14 protein-coding genes and 1 pseudogene are annotated in these 20,467 nt (G+C 59.7%); 11 read left to right on the forward strand and 4 right to left on the reverse strand.

Translation table 11 applies throughout. The annotated features are described in order from the left end of the window. Nucleotides 1-89: 89 nt before the first annotated feature. Complete coding sequence (locus tag E1956_RS42870) at nt 90-362, reverse strand: hypothetical protein (protein WP_134759870.1); 273 nt, start codon at nt 360-362, stop codon at nt 90-92. A 202-nt stretch (nt 363-564) separates the two neighbouring features. After that, nucleotides 565-1,517, reverse strand: a pseudogene (locus E1956_RS42875) (AMP-binding protein); the annotation flags it as partial. 190 nt (nt 1,518-1,707) lie between these two features. Between E1956_RS42875 and E1956_RS42880 the strand changes: the two are divergent. The 4 genes from E1956_RS42880 (at nt 1,708) to E1956_RS42895 (ending at nt 7,991) form a co-directional block, all read left to right on the forward strand. Next, nucleotides 1,708-2,958, forward strand: coding sequence for a PucR family transcriptional regulator (locus E1956_RS42880; RefSeq protein ID WP_134759872.1), 1,251 nt, complete (start codon nt 1,708-1,710; stop codon nt 2,956-2,958). A gap of 378 nt (nt 2,959-3,336) precedes the next feature. Continuing rightward, nucleotides 3,337-4,551: an acyl-CoA dehydrogenase family protein gene (locus tag E1956_RS42885; protein ID WP_134759874.1), complete on the forward strand. Its 1,215-nt coding sequence runs from the start codon at nt 3,337-3,339 to the stop codon at nt 4,549-4,551. 151 nt (nt 4,552-4,702) lie between these two features. Beyond that, a complete protein-coding gene (locus tag E1956_RS42890; RefSeq protein WP_134760826.1) occupies nt 4,703-6,799 on the forward strand; it encodes a 3-hydroxyacyl-CoA dehydrogenase NAD-binding domain-containing protein in 2,097 nt (698 codons plus the stop codon). Nucleotides 6,800-6,812: 13 nt separating this feature from the next. Further along, a complete protein-coding gene (locus E1956_RS42895; RefSeq protein WP_134759876.1) occupies nt 6,813-7,991 on the forward strand; it encodes an acetyl-CoA C-acyltransferase in 1,179 nt (392 codons plus the stop codon). A 239-nt stretch (nt 7,992-8,230) separates the two neighbouring features. Here the strand turns inward: E1956_RS42895 and E1956_RS42900 are convergent, their stop codons facing one another. Together E1956_RS42900 and E1956_RS42905 are read right to left on the reverse strand one after the other, a co-directional pair. Continuing rightward, nucleotides 8,231-9,571 (reverse strand): protoporphyrinogen/coproporphyrinogen oxidase, encoded by a 1,341-nt coding sequence (locus E1956_RS42900; RefSeq protein ID WP_134759878.1) that lies wholly within the window; start codon nt 9,569-9,571, stop codon nt 8,231-8,233. Between the two features lie 724 nt (nt 9,572-10,295). Beyond that, nucleotides 10,296-11,288 (reverse strand): helix-turn-helix domain-containing protein, encoded by a 993-nt coding sequence (locus tag E1956_RS42905; RefSeq protein ID WP_232072572.1) that lies wholly within the window; start codon nt 11,286-11,288, stop codon nt 10,296-10,298. Nucleotides 11,289-11,595: 307 nt separating this feature from the next. On the opposite strand from E1956_RS42905, the gene E1956_RS42910 reads away from it, so the two are divergent. The 7 genes from E1956_RS42910 (at nt 11,596) to E1956_RS42940 (ending at nt 20,335) form a co-directional block, all read left to right on the forward strand. Beyond that, nucleotides 11,596-13,563 (forward strand): GMC family oxidoreductase, encoded by a 1,968-nt coding sequence (locus E1956_RS42910; protein WP_134759882.1) that lies wholly within the window; start codon nt 11,596-11,598, stop codon nt 13,561-13,563. A 20-nt stretch (nt 13,564-13,583) separates the two neighbouring features. After that, complete coding sequence (locus E1956_RS42915) at nt 13,584-15,032, forward strand: aldehyde dehydrogenase family protein (RefSeq protein WP_134759884.1); 1,449 nt, start codon at nt 13,584-13,586, stop codon at nt 15,030-15,032. Nucleotides 15,033-15,119: 87 nt separating this feature from the next. Then, nucleotides 15,120-15,611, forward strand: a complete 492-nt coding sequence (locus tag E1956_RS42920; RefSeq protein WP_134759886.1) for a 2,4'-dihydroxyacetophenone dioxygenase family protein — start codon at nt 15,120-15,122, stop codon at nt 15,609-15,611. 553 nt (nt 15,612-16,164) lie between these two features. Continuing rightward, entirely contained in the window at nt 16,165-17,385 is a 1,221-nt protein-coding gene (locus tag E1956_RS42925) for an MFS transporter (protein ID WP_134759888.1), read from the forward strand. Nucleotides 17,386-17,635: 250 nt separating this feature from the next. Continuing rightward, complete coding sequence (locus tag E1956_RS42930; RefSeq protein ID WP_134759890.1) at nt 17,636-18,478, forward strand: phytanoyl-CoA dioxygenase family protein; 843 nt, start codon at nt 17,636-17,638, stop codon at nt 18,476-18,478. Nucleotides 18,479-18,495: 17 nt separating this feature from the next. Beyond that, on the forward strand, nt 18,496-18,909 hold the full coding sequence (locus tag E1956_RS42935; protein WP_134760828.1) for a RidA family protein: 414 nt from the start codon (nt 18,496-18,498) through the stop codon (nt 18,907-18,909). Between the two features lie 118 nt (nt 18,910-19,027). Further along, a complete protein-coding gene (locus tag E1956_RS42940; RefSeq protein WP_418789390.1) occupies nt 19,028-20,335 on the forward strand; it encodes a DUF1329 domain-containing protein in 1,308 nt (435 codons plus the stop codon). Nucleotides 20,336-20,467 lie beyond the last annotated feature (132 nt).

Here is a 20,467-nt window from a genome sequence, read left to right on the forward strand (position 1 = left end):
GAGCGGGAGCGGTAAACGTTTAAGCAAGGAAACGGACAACACTGAGACCAAAACGATGCGCGGAGCGGACGGCTACATCGAGGCGATGTTCACCGCGGACGGCGGGCCGCCTCTGCCATCGGCTTCCAATGGAGGAAGCCGAACAGCAGAGTCAGTAGTACGCTATCGAATAGAGGCCCCTTGTGCAGGGCCACCTTCTTGAAGCATACGGCCACCTCGAGCAGATGCACGAACAGCAGCACCGCCGCTACGATGCGCACCCAGTGGATGACTTCCGGCGACATGGGCGGTGCTGTCAGGTAACTACCGGCTGCGATACCGTACAGCACGAGCAGCAGCAACTTGTTGAGAAGGTAGAGCATAATGGGTCTCCACGAATGGGGATGTTGAATGCAGTTGTTGGCTCAGAGCGCTGCCGACGCGGCACCGCAGTCGCCTGCATGGTTGTCACATTGCCGCGCATGCTTCAGACGTATGGTGTGGCGCCTGAAATGAAGGGGGACCCGGCGGGCCTCTGATACAGCCATCGCCCCGACTCTCGCTCGCCAGGTGTGGAACGACGCATCACTGAGTCAGTGCGTCAGCCTTCACGTCCTCCTTGTCCTGAAGATGACGCCACATGATCTTGCCGGTCCCCGATTTTGGCAGTGACTTAACGAATTCAACGATGCGCGGCGCCTTATGCGACGCCATGTTCTCGCGAGCCCACGTGATTATCTCTTCCTCGGTCACGGTGTTCACATGATTCGCATTACGAAGGATGATCGCTTTCACGGTTTCACCGCGATGTGGGTCACGTGCGGCGATCACGCAGATCTCCTGAATCGCGGGATGGGCTACATCATGGTCTCGACCGCGGCTGGTCATACTTTGTACCCCGACGCGTTGATCATTCGCTTCAGGCGATCCGTCATGAAAAAATAGCCATCCTCATCCTTTCTCGCAAGATCGCCGGTGCGCAGGAACCGCTTGCCGTCGATCTCGATGAACGCTTCGCGCGTCGCTTGGGGATTGCGGCAGTAACCCTGCATCAACTGGTGGCCGTGTATCACGACCTCACCGGCCTGACCTTGCGGCAGCTCGCCGAGCGTCTCCGGATCAATGATCCTGGCATCAACATCGAACACGGGAATGCCGAGGCAATTCGACTTTGGCCGTAGTGGCGGGTTAATGTGCGTAGCGGCGATCGTCTCGGACATTCCGTAGCCTTCGATGTACTCGATTCCGGTCTTGTCCTGTAGTTTCCTGGCGACGGCGTCCGGCATCGCCGCGCCACCACCGGCCATGACGCGTAGACTCGACAGGTCGTAGTCGTCTAGCTTCGGGTTCGAGAGAAAGTCGACTGCCATGGTTGAAATCGAGTGCCAGTCCTTCACACGGTGATGGGCGATCGTGCGAGCAGCCGCATCGCGTTCCCATCGCGGCAGCACCACCACGGTCGCGCCGCTGAGGAGTGGCGCGTTCAGGCCACTCTGCATGCCCGTCACATGGAACAGGGGCAGTGCAGACAACAGGATCCGGGTTGGTAATAGACAAAGCATCGAGCCGCACTGTTGGGACCGCGCGAGGATGTCGTGTCTCCACGCTGCGTCAAATTTCGCAAGTTGGAGGTATTTTCATTGGCGGAATCCCGTCAAGCAATATATAAATGGAACCATATTTATGTATATTTGGTGCAAAACGCACCACGATTTATAAGGTCTCGTCATGCCTCAGAATCTCATTCCATCCGGGCGGCACACGTGGCCGCTACCTTCGCCACGCATTCAGGAATTGATGCGTCAAGGCGCGGAAATCGCCCTGAAAGAGCAGGCGGTGTGGCTGCAGGAGCTGGATCAGGTGAACGTGGCCGCTGGTCAGGTGATGAGTGATCCCGTGATTGCGGCGGCGGTCCGAAGAATCAATCGCAATGGACTGATTCACTGGGCGACCGCCAACATTGAGAACCCCGGCGCGCCCGTGTCTCGCTATCTTTCAGTGGATATGCAGAGCAGTGCGCGAGAACTGGTGCGACGTGGTTTGACCGACCTGGCGTTCGCCTCAGCCCGTTCGTCGCAGAGCATCTTGTGGCAACGCTGGATGGAACTTGCTTTTACCTTGACCCAGGATCCCCAGGAACTGCAGGAATTTCTTTCAGTTTCGTCGCGCTCCATCGCCGCATCCATCGACGAAAATATGGAGGGCATGGGCGAGTTCCTGCGAGCCGAGCGCGAGGCATACCTGCGCGGCACCCATGCCGACCGGCGCGAACTGGTCACGTTCATCGTGGAAGGGACGACGATTGGGGCTCAAGAGGCGAGCAGGCGTCTAGGCTATTCGCTGGATCAGCCTCACCACGCGGCCGTCATCTGGAGCGAGGAGGCGCAGACCGAGTCGGGTCTTCTGGAACAAGCCGCCGAGGCCCTGTCCCGATGTGCGGACACCCGCAATTTACTGGTCGTCGTCGCCAACACGGCGACACTGTGGGTGTGGACGCATGGTGCCGAGCCGATCGACATGGAATCCCTGCGGCGCATGATCAAGTCACTGCCCGATGTGCATATGACCGTTGCGACGGCTGGCCGGGGCATCGAAGGATTCCGTCGCGGACACTTGGACGCGCTTGCGACGCAGCGCCTGTTGGGTCGGCTGCACACCGGTGCTGGGGTCGTGCACGCGGACAGCATGAGTCTGATCGCGCTGATGACACAGCACATGGAGTCCGTTCAGCAGTTCATCACGCACACCTTGGGTGATCTGGCCACGGCAGACAGGTCGCTGCGCCAGGCGCTTCGCCTGTTTCTCGCTGAAGGCTGCAATGCCACTGAAGCCGCAGAAAAGGGGCACGTTCATCGCAATACGCTGCTGCGGCGGCTGGAGCGTGCCGAATCGCTTCTGCCTCGTCCGCTGGCGCAGCAGCGTTTGCATGTTGCGGCCGCACTGGAGGTTCTCTATTGGACCGCTGGTGATTACGATTGAGTGCTCGGCGAGGTGGGCATGTTTTCCTCTCCGGCCTTCGCGGTGGTCGTTCATGGCCATCGCCCGGCCTGCGACGCTCGTCACGGCCCGGCGCGACAGCCAACCGTCTAGCCCGCTCGTGAGGTGTACGAACTCCCGAACGAGTGGCTATAAATTAAATAAGACAGATATCAAAGGCATCAGTCAATCGGACCGAAGCTGATGCCATTCACGGAGCTTATGCACGGATATAGGGAAAGTTGATTTCCGTAATCTCTGGGCGTCGCATATTCTGGGTCCGTCTACTGCCTGGAGTCATTGGTGTCAGTGCACCGTTGCGGCGCAGGTCTGATCCTCTGGCAGGGGGCATAACCACACCTACCATTCTGGAGGAGGCACGTGAATTTCGACTATTCGCCCACGGTCAAAGAGATGCAAGCGCGCTTGCTCGAGTTCTTCGACCGCCATATCTATCCGAACGAGCGCCGCTTCCATGAGGAGGTCGAAGCCAACCGGCGTGCCGGCAATGCATGGGTTCCGACCAGGCTGATAGAGGAGCTCAAGCCGCTCGCGCGCGAAGCCGGCTTGTGGAATTTGTTCTTGCCGCGCTCATCGCGCGCGCCGCAAGGCTTATCGAATCTGGAGTACGCGCCGCTCTGCGAGATCATGGGGCGCGTGCATTGGGCCGCGGAGGTGTTCAATTGCAGCGCTCCCGACACCGGCAACATGGAGACGCTCGAGCGCTATGCGTCCGAAGAACTGAAGACACGCTGGCTCGAGCCCTTGCTGCGAGGCGAAATTCGCTCTGCATTCTTGATGACGGAACCGGCAGTCGCCTCGTCCGACGCTACGAATATCGAATGCAGTATTGAGCGTCAGGGCGACGAGTACGTCATCAATGGCCGGAAGTGGTGGTCGTCTGGCGCAGGCGATCCGCGTTGCGCGGTCTATATCGTGATGGGAAAAACGAATCCCGAAGCGGAGCGCCACGTACAGCAATCCATGATTGTCGTGCCGGCCGACGCCCCGGGGATTACTGTGATTCGGCATTTGCCGGTTTTCGGCTATGACGACGCGCCGCACGGCCATATGGAAATCGAACTGAAAAACGTGCGCGTGCCGGCATCGAATATCTTGCTGGGCGAAGGGCGTGGCTTCGAGATCGCCCAAGGCCGCCTGGGCCCGGGCCGCATTCACCACTGTATGCGCAGTATCGGTGCCGCAGAGCGTGCGCTGCAGTTCATGTGCAAGCGCCTGAAATCTCGAGTCGCATTCGGCAAGCCCATCGCCACGCACAGTGTGTGGCACGAACGTATCGCCGAGGCGCGCTGCATGATCGAGCAGGCGCGGTTGCTGACCCTCAAGGCTGCCTACATGATGGATACCGTGGGTAACAAAGTGGCCAAGGCCGAGATCGCCATGATCAAGGTCGCTGCTCCGAACGTGGCCTGCCAGATACTCGACTGGGCGATTCAAGCACACGGCGGAGCCGGCGTGTCCGACGACTTTCCCCTGGCTATGGCGTACGCACATCAGCGCACGCTGCGATTGGCCGATGGTCCGGACGAAGTGCATCGGGCTGCCATCGCGAAGCTCGAGCTTTCCCACGCATAGACCGATGAACTGGGCAGGCCGCTTTTTCGGCATCGCCCCAGTTATCTTTTGTTGCTGACGCTTATTGAGTTCCGATGCGCATGGCGAAACCGCCAGGCGCGTCACGTTATCGATACGCGTTCAGATTCCGGATATTTTGGATGAGGTGTTCATGTCAGAGAATAGCGCAGCCGAGTACGAGCAATTCGGTCCGATTGCCGTCATTACGATGAACAATCCCCCCGTTAACGGCTTGGGACTGGCGCTGAGAAGCGCGATTGTCGCTCTGGTCGACCGTGCCCTCGCAGATCCGCAAGTTAGCGCGATCGTGTTGACGGGCGGGGAAAAGATTTTCAGCGCCGGCGCGGATATCCGCGAATTCGGCGAACAGAAGCAAGCGTCGGCGCCCACGCTGCACGACGTGATCGAGGTCGTTGAAGCGTGCAGCAAGCCGGTGGTTGCTGCGATCGCCGGTGCTTGTCTCGGCGGCGGCCTTGAACTCGCGATGGGATGCCATTTCCGTGTCGCGAGAAGCGACGCCTCGCTGGGGCTGCCCGAGGTCAAGCTTGGGTTGCTGCCGGGCGCAGGCGGCACGCAGCGCGCACCGCGTCTGCTCGGTGTCGAGCGTGCTCTGAACTTGATCGTTTCGGGTGAGCCGGAGCGCGCGAAGAATTTTGCGGGCACGGCCTTGCTTGACGAAGTGGTGGACGGTAGCGTGCTCGATGCGGCAGTCGCATTCGCACGCAGCGTCGTGGACGGCAAGCTGGCTCCTAAGCGTGCCCGTGACATCAAGATCGACGACCCGCACGCGGAGCCGCTTTTGCAGTTTGCGCGGACCACCGTCGCGGCTGCTTCGCGACAGTTCCCGGCGCCGCTGCAATGCGTCGAAGCGGTGGGGCATGCAGTGAGCAAGCGATTCGACGAGGGTTTGCGGCTCGAACGCGAAATCTTCATGGGATTGATGGCGACGCCGGAATCGAAAGCCTTGCGCCATATTTTCGCGGCCGAACGCGCGGTATCGAAGCTGCCGGACGTGCCCGCCGATACCCCGCTGCGCGACATCCGTCGTGTCGGTGTGATCGGCGCGGGGACGATGGGTGGCGGTATCACGATGACATTCGCCGATGCCGGCATTCCGGTCGTCCTGCTGGAGACGAAGCAGGAGGCGCTTGACCGCGGTATCGAAAACATCCGCCGCAACTATGCAGCGTCGATGAAGAAGGGGAAGCTTACCCAGGCGCAATACGACCAACGGCTCGCGCTGATCGAACCGACGCTCGATTACGCTGCGCTAGCGGATGTCGACCTGGTGATTGAAGCGGTCTTTGAAGAAATGAGCGTGAAACGCGAGGTTTTTGGGCGTCTCGACGCGATTGCCAAACCAGGCGCCATTTTGGCATCGAACACGTCGATGCTCGATTTGAATGAGATCGCTTCGTATACGAAGCGTCCTCAGGACGTGATCGGTCTGCATTTCTTCAGCCCCGCGAACGTCATGCGCTTGCTCGAAATCGTGCGCGGCGCGAAGACGGCCCCCGATGTGCTCGCCACGTGTATGAATCTTGCCCGGCGGATTCGCAAGACCGCCGTGGTGGCGGGCGTATGCGAAGGCTTCATCGGCAATCGAATGATCGAGCGCTACGGTGCAGCCTCGAATCTATTGATGGCACAGGGCGCGTCACCGCAGCAGGTCGACGGTGCCTTGCAGCGCTTTGGCCTTGCGATGGGGCCATTCCGTATGAACGATTTGGCCGGTCTGGATATCGCCTCGGCGGCGCGTAAGCGCAAGGCCGCCTCGGATCCTTCGTCGCAAGGGCGCGTAGTAGCCGACGTGCTGTGTGAAATGGGACGCCTCGGTCAAAAGACGGGTTCGGGCTGGTATCGCTACGAGGCTGGCAAGCGCGATGCGATTCAGGATCCTGTAGTGGACACAATCATTGAACAGTTCCGCCGCGAAAACGGAATCACGGTGCGGAAAATCAGTGATCAGGAGGTGATTGAACGCTGTATCTATGCGCTCGTCAACGAAGGTGCCCGCATCCTCGAGGACGGCATCGCGGCGCGGGCTTCTGATATCGATGTCGTCTACCTGTCTGGTTACGGTTTCCCCCGTCATCGCGGGGGCCCAATGCTGTATGCGGACACGGTGGGGCTCCCGAATGTGGTGCGCGCGCTGAGGCGCTTCGCTGCCGAGCCGGGCGCCGAAGCCTGGTGGGAACCGGCGCCGCTGCTGGTGAAGCTCGCCGAAGCGGGCCGTTCTTTCAATTGACAGAGACTTCGACATGACTGACGCAGTGATCGTATCCACGGCGCGCACTGGCCTCGCAAAGAGCTGGAAGGGCGCTTTCAACATGACTCATGGCGCGACGCTTGGCGCGCATGCGGTACAGCACGCTGTAGCGCGGGCGGGCATCGACCCCACCGAAATTGAAGACGTCATCATGGGCGGCACGTATGGCGAGGGGACGACAGGCGGCAATATCGCTCGCGCCATTGCACTGCGCGCCGGACTGCCGGTGACGACGGGCGGGGTGACGCTCAATCGCTTCTGCTCCTCGGGCCTTCAAACCATCGCCATGGCCGCGCAGCGCGTGATACTCGAAGGTGCGCCCGCCATCGTTGCCGGCGGCGTCGAAAGTATTTCTTGCGTGCAGAATGAATCGAATCAGCACATGCTGGTCGACCCGTGGCTCGCCGAGCGCAAGCCGGAACTGTATTGGAGCATGCTGCAGACCGCTGAGACGGTCGCGAAGCGCTATTCGATCTCGAAAGATGCACAAGACGAATATGGTGTGCGCAGCCAGCTGCGCGCCGCGGCAGGCCAGGCAGCCGGCAAGTTCAACGACGAGATCGTGCCGATGACCACGACCATGGCTGTCGTGGATAAAGCGACCGGACGTATCGCGACCAGGGAAGTGACTATTTCGGCCGACGAAGGTATCCGGCCAGACACGACGCTCGAGGGCGTGTCAAAAATTCGCTCCGCGCTGCCGGGCGGGGTCATCACCGCGGGTAACGCGAGTCAGTTCTCTGATGGCGCTTCGGCTTGTGTCGTGATGAACAGCAAGCTGGCCGAGCAGCGAGGATTGGAACCGCTCGGGATTTTCCGCGGGTTTGCGATTGCCGGTTGCGAGCCTGATGAAATGGGTATCGGGCCAGTATTCGCGGTCCCGCGCCTGCTCGAACGCGCCGGGGTCAAACTTGCTGACGTCGGCCTGTGGGAGTTGAACGAAGCATTCGCAGTACAGGTGCTGTATTGCCGCGATAAGCTTGGCATTCCCGACGATGCATTGAATGTCAACGGCGGCGCTATCGCGGTTGGGCACCCATATGGCGTCAGTGGCTCACGCCTGGTTGGACATGCGCTGATCGAGGGTAAGCGGCGCGGCGTCAAGTACGTCGTGGTCACCATGTGCATTGGCGGTGGGCAAGGCGCGGCAGGCTTGTTCGAAGTCTGCTGACGACGCTCCCCAGCGGTTTAGGATAGCTGATGAACCCCGCATTCTTCGGAGTGCGGGTTTTTTTGCAAAGTGAATCTTCGGCTGGCGTAAGCCGAATCGGCCCTAAGCGGGCGAGAAGCGGGCGATGGCGGGCACTTGACGAAATGAGCATCGCCGGAGCCGGCGTGCGATGCATGCGGCGCTGCGCTAGCTTCACAGCGCTAGCGCAGCATGGGGATGGAATCAGTTGAAAAGGCCCTTCAGGCCGGTTCGCGGAGGCTCTTGACAGCGCGTGCGGCTGCCTGCTTGCCCATGATGACTCCCGATTCCAGGGCCACGAGGTTGTAATCGGCGTTGGCGTAGGACAGACCCTTGTACGTTTCGGCGTCGGCTCGGAAATCCAGAAGGCGCCGAGCATCTCCCACCGCCGGGCGCGCATAACCCCAATTGTGCCGAACAACCTCCGAATGCTCCACCCAGTCCTTTGAAAGTCCGGGGTAAAAGAGCTTCATTTCCTCGAACGCCATCGCATGGATTTCGTCATCCGACTTTTCGAGCAAGCCCACGGCGTCGGGATAGGCAGACCATGCCGAGATGATCGCCTTGCCGCTGGGCACCTGGAACGGCCGCATCACCGTATGGTTGATCGACAGGTTGAAATAACGCTTTCCGGGGTAGGGGGTGCCGAAGCTGACTCCCGCGCTTTTCACCGGGCGGTCGAGGTAGAAGAAAACCAGCGCGAGACGCGTGTGATTGAAATTGGAAAGGAATGCCTTGGCGCGCCCGAACATGCTGGGCGTGAGACGCGCAGCCACATTGGGCGTGGTGCAAAGAATGACGTGCCCGGCTTCGATGGTCCGCCCATCCGCCAGCTTGACTCCCGTCACCGCGTCGCCCGCTGTCAGCAACTCGCTGACTTCAGCGTTCAACATGACGGGGACATACTCCGCCAGCTTTCGGGGTAGCGCCCTGTTCCCGCCGCGAAAGCCATAATGCGTGGCCCCATCCAGATTACCCCGAAACAGTCGAATGGTCTGGAAGAGGCTACTGTGCTCCAGCGATGTGCCTCCGTTGCCATAGACCATCGGCCGCACGACGTAGTTCATGAAATTCTCGCCGGCCCAGGACAAAGCCTCTTCCGCCACGGCATTGTCATAGGCCTCGACATAGGGCTCCAAGCCGTACTTCGCCAGCGGCTTCCCCAGCGTCGAATATTGAAGTGTCGCACGCGCCAGATCAATCACACCGCGTACGCCCAGAACGCGAAGCAGATCGGCTTTGCTCTCGACGAGGCGCGATCTTCCCTTTTTGTCGATATATTGGGTAGGACCGGGATTCTCCTCGACCAACTGGCTGGTCATCCCGATTTCCTCGAGCAATTTCAACGACTCGCTGTAGCTCGACAGGAAATATTGTTGACCGACCTCGACGAGGTCGCCGTTTCTTTCCCGCGTCATGATCCGGCCGCCGACATCGTTCGCGGCCTCTACCACGAGCACGCTGCATCCTGACTTTTGCACTGCATAAGCGGTGGAAAGGCCGGTGATACCCGCCCCGACCACGACCACATCGACTTCGTTCACATTGGAAACGATCGGCATCCTGATTCTCCTACGTTTGATATAGCGCACGTGGCAACGCGAGGCTGTCGTCTTGAGCGTGCGATGCGGCGAGCATGGCTGGACGTCGTTTTCGCGAATGTGCGAAAGCTCTGTTGATCAATCGACGTTCGATCACTATAGACAACAAATAAAATTAACGCAACACGTGTTATGTTAATGTGGGAGAAATTCGGATTGAGCGTCTATGAGGGTGTCGGTCGTGGATGCCTGGCAGGCGAGGATCGATTGAACTCAGGTGCGGCGATGCGCACCCGAATCTGAAAATAGCCTTGGTTGCGGTGCGATGCTCGTCCATGCCCCACTCAATCGCCAAGCAAAGAAGAAGCTGCCAATATTTCTCGGGGCTGCCGCTTCCCTCGTATGGAGTCCGCATGCTTCGGAGTGCTTCGAGATGAACGCAAGATCGCGTGATCATGCGGTGGCACGGGTGCGCCTGGTTGCAGGCGCTTTTTCCGCTTCGGGATGAGAGGTACTTATTGTGGTCAGAATCGCGTCGACCAACGGTATCCACAGTATGGCGATCCGGTGACGAAGCACGGGGCTCGCGGCCGGGCGTCAGCCAATATATATCATAACAATCATTTTGTAAAATTGACGCGCCCTGGCTTTACACAGTCCGAGCTTGGTGCCATCCACGAGGCGGGGGGGGGGGGGCAGGCTGCCTGCGTGTTATTTGACGCGATCTGGCCGAAGATCGACGCGGTTATTGAGCCGCTCCATCGGAGCGGCGATAGTCTGACGGGCTGACGCCATGAGCCCGGCGAAACGCGCGACTGAAATTGGCGACGTCGGTGAATCCCAACTGGTACGCGATTTGAGAAATAGGCAGCGTTTGTTCGAGCAGTAGTCTGCGCGCTTTTCCATTCCGTACGTCGACGGAGAGGTCGCGCAGGCTGCTGCCCTCCTTTTTCAGATTGCGATCGAGCGTGCGCGGCGAAACGCCCAGAAACCTCGCCAATTCATCGAGTGTCGGCTGATCTTCTTCCGCTTCGTTCAGCATCATAAGGACCCACTCGGTCCACCCAACTTGCTCGCCGGTCTGCCGCAGGAGCGCCTCGCAGCGCTCTTCTGCCATACGTACCGCATGTTCGTTGGCCATCGGAAGCCGGGCGTCGAGACTCCAGGTGTTTGCCACGAGCCGGGCCTCGGGCAGCGAGGAGGCGCGGAAATGTACGCGGGCCGGGGCGAGCTCCCGGTAGCGTTCGCTATGCGGCGGCTCCTCCATCGACAGGTAGATGTCATAGACCGACGAAGGGTTGTGCAGTAGAGGCGTGCACTGCACGTGTGTTGCCACGACCATGAGTTCCATGAGCATGTTCAGCGTTTGCGGTCCCATGGCTTGAGCTGGCCGATAGACGATTTCCATGTGATCGCCAGTCCGCTGGTACGTCATTCTGAACATGGGTGTCAGAAGCCGGAAATAGCGAGCGCATTGCCGCAATCCCTGGTCGAGCGTCGCGTAGGACAGCAGCGCATAGCCAAGGATGCCGTGGGAGTTCTGTCTGATGCGGCGTCCCCACTCGAAACCAAGGTCGCTGCGTCCCGTCGTGCGCATTGCCGCCGAAAGCAGGCGTTCGTACTGTTGGGTATCGAGCGCGAAATCCGTGTCCGCGAAATGTGCGGAATCGATGTCCGCCGCGTGCAGCAGGTCCTCCAGCGAAGTGCCGGCGCTACGCAGGTAATCGGCAAGGAGCAACCAGTATCGGGCTGGAATGAGGGGTCGAACAGCGTGTTTCATCGTAAATGCACGGGTGGTGAGCCATATCCGCACGCGATATCGGGGGCGTGACTGAAAAGGATAACGCGCTGTAAAAAAATGACAAGCCTGAGTCTGATCTGTCACCGCAGAATGGAAACCAACAAAAAGAGCGCCGTCAGCTTTGGATGGGAGCGCTCGAAAGGAGATCGCAGCTTTGCCTGCGCCTGAGCGAGAACCGTGTACTCGGCAGCAGTACAAAGAAAAACGTTTCTCGACATTGCATGACCAAGGAGGAATAGCCGACATGACTGAATGGATAAATGAGAGCCGGCGTGCCGGAATACGCGCTATTTGCGACGCAATCGTTCCGTCAATTCAACGCGCCGGGGATGCGGACGGATTTTGGGCGCGCTGCGCTACCGATGTCGGTACCGATCAGGCGTTTGCCGAGGTGCTCTCGGGGCTGCCTCCCGATGCGAGAGAGGGGCTATTGGGGTTGATCGACGGCCTTGTCGCGCAAGGCATCGTGAGTGCGTCGCAACTGTCTCGTGAGCAAATTCTGGCGCGTACGGCGCTGCTGGGCCCGGCGGCGGCGTTCGGTGTCAATTCGCTTACCTCGCTGGTCCGCTTTCTTGCCTACGGCCTGCCGGATGCCTCGGGACAGAATCCGTTCTGGCGGCATTGGGGCTACGCGCGCCCGGCTCATGCCTGTCCGGATATTCCCAAGCCAATCCGCCCGCTCGTCCCGAAGGGTGACGTGACGATGCACGCAGACGTGGTCGTGGTCGGCTCCGGTTCCGGCGGCGGCGTGATTGCCGGCAAGTTGACTCAGGCAGGGCTGAAAGTCGTCGTACTTGAAGCGGGGGGATATTTCAACGAGTCGGATTTCAATCAGATTGAACCCTGGGCATTCCAGAATCTTTACTGGCGCGGGGGCTCGCAGACGAGCGCCGATTTGAATATTTCGCTGATGGCGGGCGCTAACCTGGGCGGGGGGAGCACGGTCAACTGGAGTAACTGTCTGCGCACCCGGCCTTGGGTGCGTGACGAATGGGCGCGCGAATATGGTTTGGAGGGCGTCGACGGCCCGGACTTCGACCGTCACCTCGATGCCGTATCGGCGCGCATCGGTGTCAACGATCAGTGTTCGGATTTGAATGGTCCGAACCAGCGCGTCAAGGACGGTGCGGACAAGCTGGGATGGTCGTTCAAGGTGCTTTCGCGAAACGCGGACAAGCGCACCTACGCTCCGGAGAGCGCAGGCTTCATGGCCTTCGGCGACCAATCCGGCTCCAAGCTCGGGACGATGAAGACGTATTTGCAGGACGCGTTCGATGGCGGGGCAGATATCGTTGTCCGTTGCCGTGCCGAACGGGTCCTGGTCGAGCATGGGCGTGCGGCGGGCGTTCTCGCGACGTATCGGGACCCGGTGAGTGGAGCATCGACCAGGGTGACCGTCCGCGCGCCGCGCGTGGTGGTGGCCGGTGGGTCGCTGGAATCGCCCGCCTTGTTGCTGCGCTCCGGTATCGGCGGCCCGGCCGTCGGCAATTATCTGCGGCTGCATCCCGTGGCGATCGTGACGAGCGTTTACCCGACCCGCCAGGATCCGTGGTGGGGTGCGCCGATGACCGCCATGATCGACGAATTCGAGCGGCCCGAGCACGGGTACGGCTTTCTCATCCAGACACCGTTTTACGGATCCGGCACGTCGGCGGCTACGCTGCCGTTCACGACTGCGGCCGCCCATAAGCAGGTGATGAGTCAATTGGGCCATGCCGCCTCTACGATTGGTCTGACACGGGACCATGGACATGGCCGGATCACAGTCGATGCCAATGGCGAAGCCGTGCTGACCTACTCCGTCACAGATCCGATCGATATCGCCAATTTACGCCAAGGCGTGGAAGCACAGATCCGCATGGCCCACGCGGCTGGCGCGGTCAAAATTACCTCGCTGGCCGCCGGCGCGCCGGAGTGGCGCTGGGGGAGTGATCTCGAGGCGTATGTGGCGAAAGTGACCAATATCCCATTCCGTTTTGGCGGTTTCAATCTGTTTTCCGCTCACCAGATGGGCAGTTGCCGCATGGGCAAAGACCCGAAGACCAGTGTCGCAAATCCTTTCGGTGAGCTGCATGACACACCCGGCGTGTGGCTCGGCGATGCAAGCGCATTTCCCACGTCTTCTGGAACCAACCCGATGCTTTCTACCATGGCGCTCGCGCACCGTACTGCCGAAGCGATGATTGCCGCTAGCGCGCATGGCGCTGCATAAGACAGATGGAGACTCAAACGATGGATGCATCAACGATCAAGGTTCCCGTACACGATCGGTTCTACATCGGTGGAAAGTGGGTCGAACCTGCGGTTCCCGGTGAGACGCACCATGTGATCGATGCTTCGACGGAAGCGATCATCGCAACCGTTCCGCTCGGCGACGCGGCGGATGTCGATCGCGCGGTGGCGGCGGCGCGGCGCGGCTTCGATACATGGTCTCAATCCGATCTGAGGACGCGATCGGAAGCGCTCACCGAGATTCACGCCAAACTCGCCGAACGCAGCCAGGAAATCGCAGCATTGATCTCGAGCGAAATGGGCATGCCGCTGCCCGTGTCCGGGTTGCTTCAGGCCGGTCTTCCGCTCTGGTCGTTCGCGACGATGGCCAAACTGGTTCACGAGTTTGCATGGGAGGAGGAGGTCGGCAATTCCCTCATCGTGCGCGAGCCGGTCGGCGTAGTGGGGGCGATTACGCCATGGAATTACCCACTGCATCAGATTGCCGCCAAAGTCGCGCCGGCGATCGCCGCCGGTTGCGCGATCGTGCTGAAGCCGAGCGAAGTCGCGCCGCTTTCGTCGTTCGTACTGGCCGAGGTTATCGATTCGGTTGGCTTGCCGGCGGGTGTGTTCAACCTGGTGACCGGGACCGGGCCCGTGGTCGGCGAAGCGCTTGCGCGTCACACGGACGTGGACATGATTTCGTTGACCGGCTCGACGCGCGCAGGCAGACGAGTGAGCGAGCTTGCCGCCCAGACCATCAAGCGCGTGTCGCTCGAGCTGGGCGGTAAATCGGCAAATATCATCCTGGATGATGTCGGCGAGGACCTAACGGCTGCCGTCGTGGATGGCATACAAAAGTGCTTCGTCAATTCCGGTCAGACATGCACGGCGTTCACTCGCATGCTGGTTCCCCGTCATTTGCTGGCGCAGGTAGAGGGGATTGCCAGGTCGGTCGTGGAGGCTCTCAAGCTGGGTAGCCCGTTTGCGCCTGGCTCGGAGCTCGGCCCGATGGTCACCAAAGGGCATCTCGAGACCGTACGCCGGTACATCGCCAAGGGGATCGAGGAAGGCGCCAAGCTGATCTGCGGCGGACCCGAACCGGTGGCTGGGCTTGCCAAGGGATGGTTTGCCAGGCCGACTGTGTTCTCCGGCGTCGCGCCCGGCATGACGATCGAGCAGGAGGAGATTTTCGGGCCGGTGCTTTCGATCATTCCGTACGACGACGAAGGTGAGGCGATTCGTATCGCGAACGACACGATCTACGGACTATCGGGCGGCGTTTGGAGTCGCGATCCTGCGCGGGCCGAGCGCGTCGCACGCCGCATGCGTACCGGCATGGTGGATATCAATGGTGGCGCGTTCAATCCGATGCAGGCGTTCGGTGGGTACAAGCAGTCCGGCAATGGCCGTGAACTGGGTGTGCATGGCTTGGCCGAGTTTACGGAAATCAAGGCGATTCAGCGCTGATATTTTTCTGGGGAATTTCGGCGCTTCGTCGGCCCGGTCGAACCGGCGTCGAGATTCACCACACTTTTGTTCGATTCAGGAGTCGCTATGGCGCTCACCGCAGCCACGCACCAGCCATTTTTATTGACGTTCAATCGCCACCGCGAGGGGGAGATCAAGGATGTCGTTCCAGGGGTACATATCACGCCATGCTTCCTCGATGCGGAAAAGGGGATATGGGTGATATACGCACGCTTTGAGGCTGGCACCGTGCTGCCCAAGCATTTTCATACGGGGACGGTTCATTTCTACACGACCGCTGGCTCCTGGAACTATGTGGAATATCCCGACGACGTACAGACTGAAGGCTCGTATCTGTTCGAGCCGGGCGGATCTGTTCACACGTTTTCGTCAAAAGAGGGAGCCGAGGGTTTCATGGTCGTGGAAGGCTCAAACGTGAACTTCGATGAAAACGATAACTATCTCTACATCGAGGACGCGGGTTTGATCGAGCGCGTGCTGCATGAAGTGGCCAAGACTACAGGCCAGAGGATGCCGCGTTACATCCGCCCGGGTCGCGGCGCCGAATTCAGCGAGTGAAAGTACGGCCGATTTTGTCACACCAATCAATCGGCCGGAACTGCGGTCCCTTGCGCGCCTCAGCGCATTCAGTCGCCGCTCGGCGACCTGACCGCCCATGCCATCCCACATGACGTAACGTCATATGTTCCGCGCGGCTTCCAGGTTTTCGGCGATGACCTGGAAGGCGCGACCGTGCCTGAAGACGAGGCGTCGAGGCGCTTCGGGCAAGGGGCCGATCCGAGCCGGATTATTCGCGCTAACCCTAGCTTGCTCTTTATTATGACAATCGTTATCGTAAATCATCGAGATCGTGTTGCGCCGCATTGATAGTGCGGTCGGCAATCACCATGAATGCTGGCAAGTGGATGACAAACCTTTCAATGAGCATTCCACGAGTCATTCATGATGTGTCGCTGGAGGCACTCATCGGGAGAATGAGCCGATCGAGTCGCCGTAATCCCGGCCGGTTGAGTCGACACAAGTCGGCGGATTGAAACGAAGTTGGCCTGTGTCAGCCCAGACGATCTGGGCGACGGATAACGATCACCAGATGTGCTGTTTAGGAGTCTGTATGACCACGCGTTTGCTTTCGGCTCAGAAGTCCCGTAGCGCCACGTTTATCGCGGCCGGTCTGGTCTGGTCGCTGGGCATTCTGATCGTCAATATTTTGCCGGTGGTGTTTCAGGCGCTGCACGAGAGCCGTGGTTTGAGCGACGAGCAGCTTGGCGCGATAGGTACGGCTTTTGTCCTGGGATCGGGCATTACCTCCGCAGCGGGTCCGTTTTGGGTCTACCGCTTGAATCCGCGATGGGCAAGTGTCGCCGCACTTCTTGCGACGGCGGCGGGGTTTGCCGGGGTAGCGTTCCTGTCCGCTCCGTCGAATCAGGTCTATTGGTGGTTCGCAATTGGATTGGCCAACGGATGCGTTGCGACCCCGGCATTCACTGCGTTAGGTTACGGCAAGAATCCGCTCAGAGCTTACAGCCTGGCATTGTTTGTATCGACCGCGATTGCCTCCGTGGCATCATTTACGCTGCCACTTCTGGTCGCACGCTTCGGCGATCGAGGCTTGTTAACAGCGCTAGCCGTCCTCTTTGTACTGGCGTTGCCGTTGGCATTGATGTTGTCCAGTGTCTGGACCAATGCGAGCGCCTTGCCGGAAGCTTCCGCACATGCCCCCACGCTGCCCGAGTCGTCAATCACTCGTCGCGTTACGCTCGCGTCGCCTCTGCTCGCCGCGTTGGCGGGATCGATTTTTACTGGCGTCTTCATGGGCGGGATATACAACTTCGCGGACGCGATTGCCACGACAGTCGGCGTGCAAGCACACGCGGTCGGCCTGATTGTTGCTGTGTCTCTGGTGGGAGCACTCGCTGGCGCGTTGTTGCCCTCGATCTTGAGTGAGCGCGTGAATAGCACGATCGTGATAGGCGGGGCGAGCCTGGTCGTTATGAGTTGTTATCTGGGCATGATGAGTGGCTCGACGATTTTGTTCGGTGTGGCCTTCGTCATTCACGGTGGCTTTTCTACCCTGATCTATACCTATTACCTCGGCGTGGTTCGGCGCCTGGATTTCACTAATCGCATCTACGTCGCGTATCCGGCTTTGCAGTCGCTCGGTCTGGCCGCTGGAACTTCTTTTGCGGGCATGGTGTTGGCGCGATACTCGCCGACCGTGCTGTTCGTGGTGTCGGCTGCATTGGTGACGGCCACGTGGCTTTGCCTCGCAATTGCGCAATGGCTTGCCGCTCCCTCGCGCGTTCGTCGGGGTGCAATGGCGACGGGGTCGTGATGCGCAGATGGCGTGAACATGAAGGTCGGTAGTGTTCATCTCCACGCCAGGCCAGCGCGCTTCGGGCTCAACTAAAAGAGATCCGAAAATCAGGATAACCCGCGCCTCTACAAAATGTAATTTCTGTAGTCCTATATAGTTATACGTAGACTTATGAGCGAAATGCATAAATATTGATTAGGTGCGTGAGTTAATCAGAGGGAAGAAATTCCTTCAATAAACGTTGAATTGACGATTTGGGAAATCATCGATGGATGAGTCTACGCGTAAGGCATTCCTTGAGGACGGAGCAGTCCTCATCAAAAATTGCCTCGACAAGGAAATGTTGGGGCTGTGCGAGGAAGTTTTCGACTGGGGCATAGAAAATCCTGGACCCGGTGTTTCCAGCATTTTCGAAGGCACGGATCGCAGGTCCCATGTGGATAACGCTAATCCATTTGCAAAGCCGAGACTGGACGAGCTTGCCGGGAAACTACCGTTTGGCAAGCTGCTTGCCGATCTGTGGGGTTCGAAGCACGTCTGGTATTTTGCCGAAGAGCTTTTCCTCAAGAGTGGCGGCAAAGCGGCCCGTTCGAGCTGGCACCAGGACACGTCGTACTTGCCTTGGGCCGGCAATCACTGGGCCAATGCGTGGATCAGTTTCCAATCCGTTCCCAAGCGCAACGCGCTTGAAATTGTGCGTGGCTCGCATCATGGCACCCGCCATGACGGCACCACATTCCGTGATCCTGAGGATCCTACCGATCCGCTGCATGGTGACCAGGCCGTGCCGTTCTGGCCGCGGCTTCCGGATATTGAAGCCGAACGCCGTGTGAATCCCAATGCCTACGACTTTCTTTCCTGGGCAACGGAGCCGGGCGACGTGGTGCTGCTGCACCCTGGCACGTTGCATGGTGGCGCACCCGTCGATGCCGAAGCTCCGGAACGTCACACGCTTGTCCTGCGGTTCTTCGGCGATGACGCGACCTTTAGCCCATTGCCCGAAAACAGTCGCTCTGGTTATTCCCACGCAGGGGTCCTGTTTGCCAGTGATATTTCCCATTTGCAGCCTGGCGACCCGTTCCGGGCACCATGCTTCCGTCAAATCGTTTAAGTCGGGTAAGCGAAATCATGAGTTCGTCAGATACAAGGCAACCAATCGTGCCCGCCGCATTTAAGGCGTGGTACGACAACTATCACTTTGCGCCCGCTACGCGCGTGGGCAACACGATCTGGGTATCGGGCCAGGTAGGGATCGGCGCCGACGGAAAACCGGGCGACAACATGCAATCGCAGGCAAGAATCGCGTTCGAATCGTTGAAGATGATCCTCGAGGAGGCTGGGGCGAGCTTCGCGGATGTTGTCGAGCTCACGACATTTCATACGGATTTGCGCGGCGAAATGGCGGATTTCACGCCGGCTAAAGATGCATGTTTTCCCGAGAGATATCCATCCTGGACGGCGGTTGGTGTGACTCAACTTGCATCGCCGGAATTGCGCGTCGAGATTCGCGCGGTGGCGGTGATCGGGTCGGGACGAGGCTAATGGGGGCTGTGCGCCGCACATGCGGTTGACGGATCGCGACGGAATGAAAAGGAGAGTCACGATGAGCAAGCGAAATATCGGAGTGCTGACGGCTGTGGCGACGGCCGGGCTATTGGCGATGGTGGCGAGCGCGGTGGCGGCGGACCTCACGCCGGAAGGCGGGGACCGATCGGCGAGCGCGGACGGGCAGGTGCCGGCGTATGCCGGCAAGCAGGCGCCGGACGCGGGGTGGTCATACGGCAAGTACCGAGGCGACTACTGGAAGCACAAGAACGAGAAGCCGCTGTATTCGATCGACGCATCGAATGTGGCGAAGTACGCGAACATGCTGTCGCCGGGTCAGATCCAGCTGATCAAGCAGACGAAGGGCTATCGGATGGACGTGTATCCGTCGCATCGCGAATGCCAGCTGCCGGACGTTGCTGCGGAGAACTCAAAGGCGAACCTGACGGGAGCAAAGCTCGACGCGAGCGGCGAGAACGTCCAGACCGCGTTGTTTCCCGGCGTGCCGTTCCCGCAACCGAAGAACGGCGCGGAAGCGATCCAGAACTACCTGCAGCGCTATCGCGGCGAAGGTCTGGATTGGCCGCAAATGATTACGTTAGTGTCGCCGCGCTCGGGCGGGAGCGAGTGGATTGAGGCGGTGAGTCAGCAGAACGTGTACTTCCCGTGGGGCAAGCCGGGCAAGACGACGCCGCAGGATGTGGATCAGTTGACCCAGGGTGCCTTCTACGTAGTGCAGTCGCCGGCGGCCACCGCGGGTCAGGCCTATGTGGCGCGTAACTACTTCGACCATGACGCGGAGACGTACTACTACTTCCCGGGGCAGCGCCGCGTGCGCCGCATGCCTGCCTACACGCACGATGCGCCGGTCATCGGGATGGAAAACGAGTACCTGATCGATGAAGCGAACATGTTCTACGGCACGATCGACCGGTTCGACTGGAAGCTGGTGGGCAAGAAGGAAATGATCGTGCCGTATGACTCGTTCGGTATGTACAAATTCAACGACAAGCTGCACGACGTGTTCACGCCGAACGGCATTGCGCCGGAAGACCGTCGCTACGAAGTGCACCGCGTCTGGGAAGTGGAGGCGACGCTCAAGCCGACGAATCGTCACGTGGCGTCGAAGAAGGTGTTCTATCTGGACGAAGACAGCTGGCTGGCCTTGGTGGGCGAGGACTACGACGCCCAGGGCAAGCTGTGGAAGGTTCGGGAGAGCTATCCGATTCCGGTGTGGGAGCTGGGCGGGACGTGCGACAACGAGCCGTTCGTGCAGTACAACCTGATCGATGGGCGCTACCTGTCGGACCAGTCGTCGATTGGCCAGGGCAAGGATCTCCGCTGGTACGAGACGGTCAACAATCCGCGCTTCAAGACGGACTTCTTTACGGCGGAATCGCTGCGCTCAGTCAGCGAACGGTGATCGTTGATAGTTAACGATCGAGGAGTAGCGTGCGCGGGCAGCGCACGCTCTCATCCACGGCGGGCAGGGTGGGGCAGGGATCGTCATTTCGTCGGCTTCTTTGCTACCATAAACTTCTGCCGGTAGCGGATG

It is taken from the genome of Paraburkholderia pallida, assembly GCF_004524855.1.
Classification (GTDB): Bacteria; Pseudomonadota; Gammaproteobacteria; order Burkholderiales; family Burkholderiaceae; genus Paraburkholderia; species Paraburkholderia oxyphila.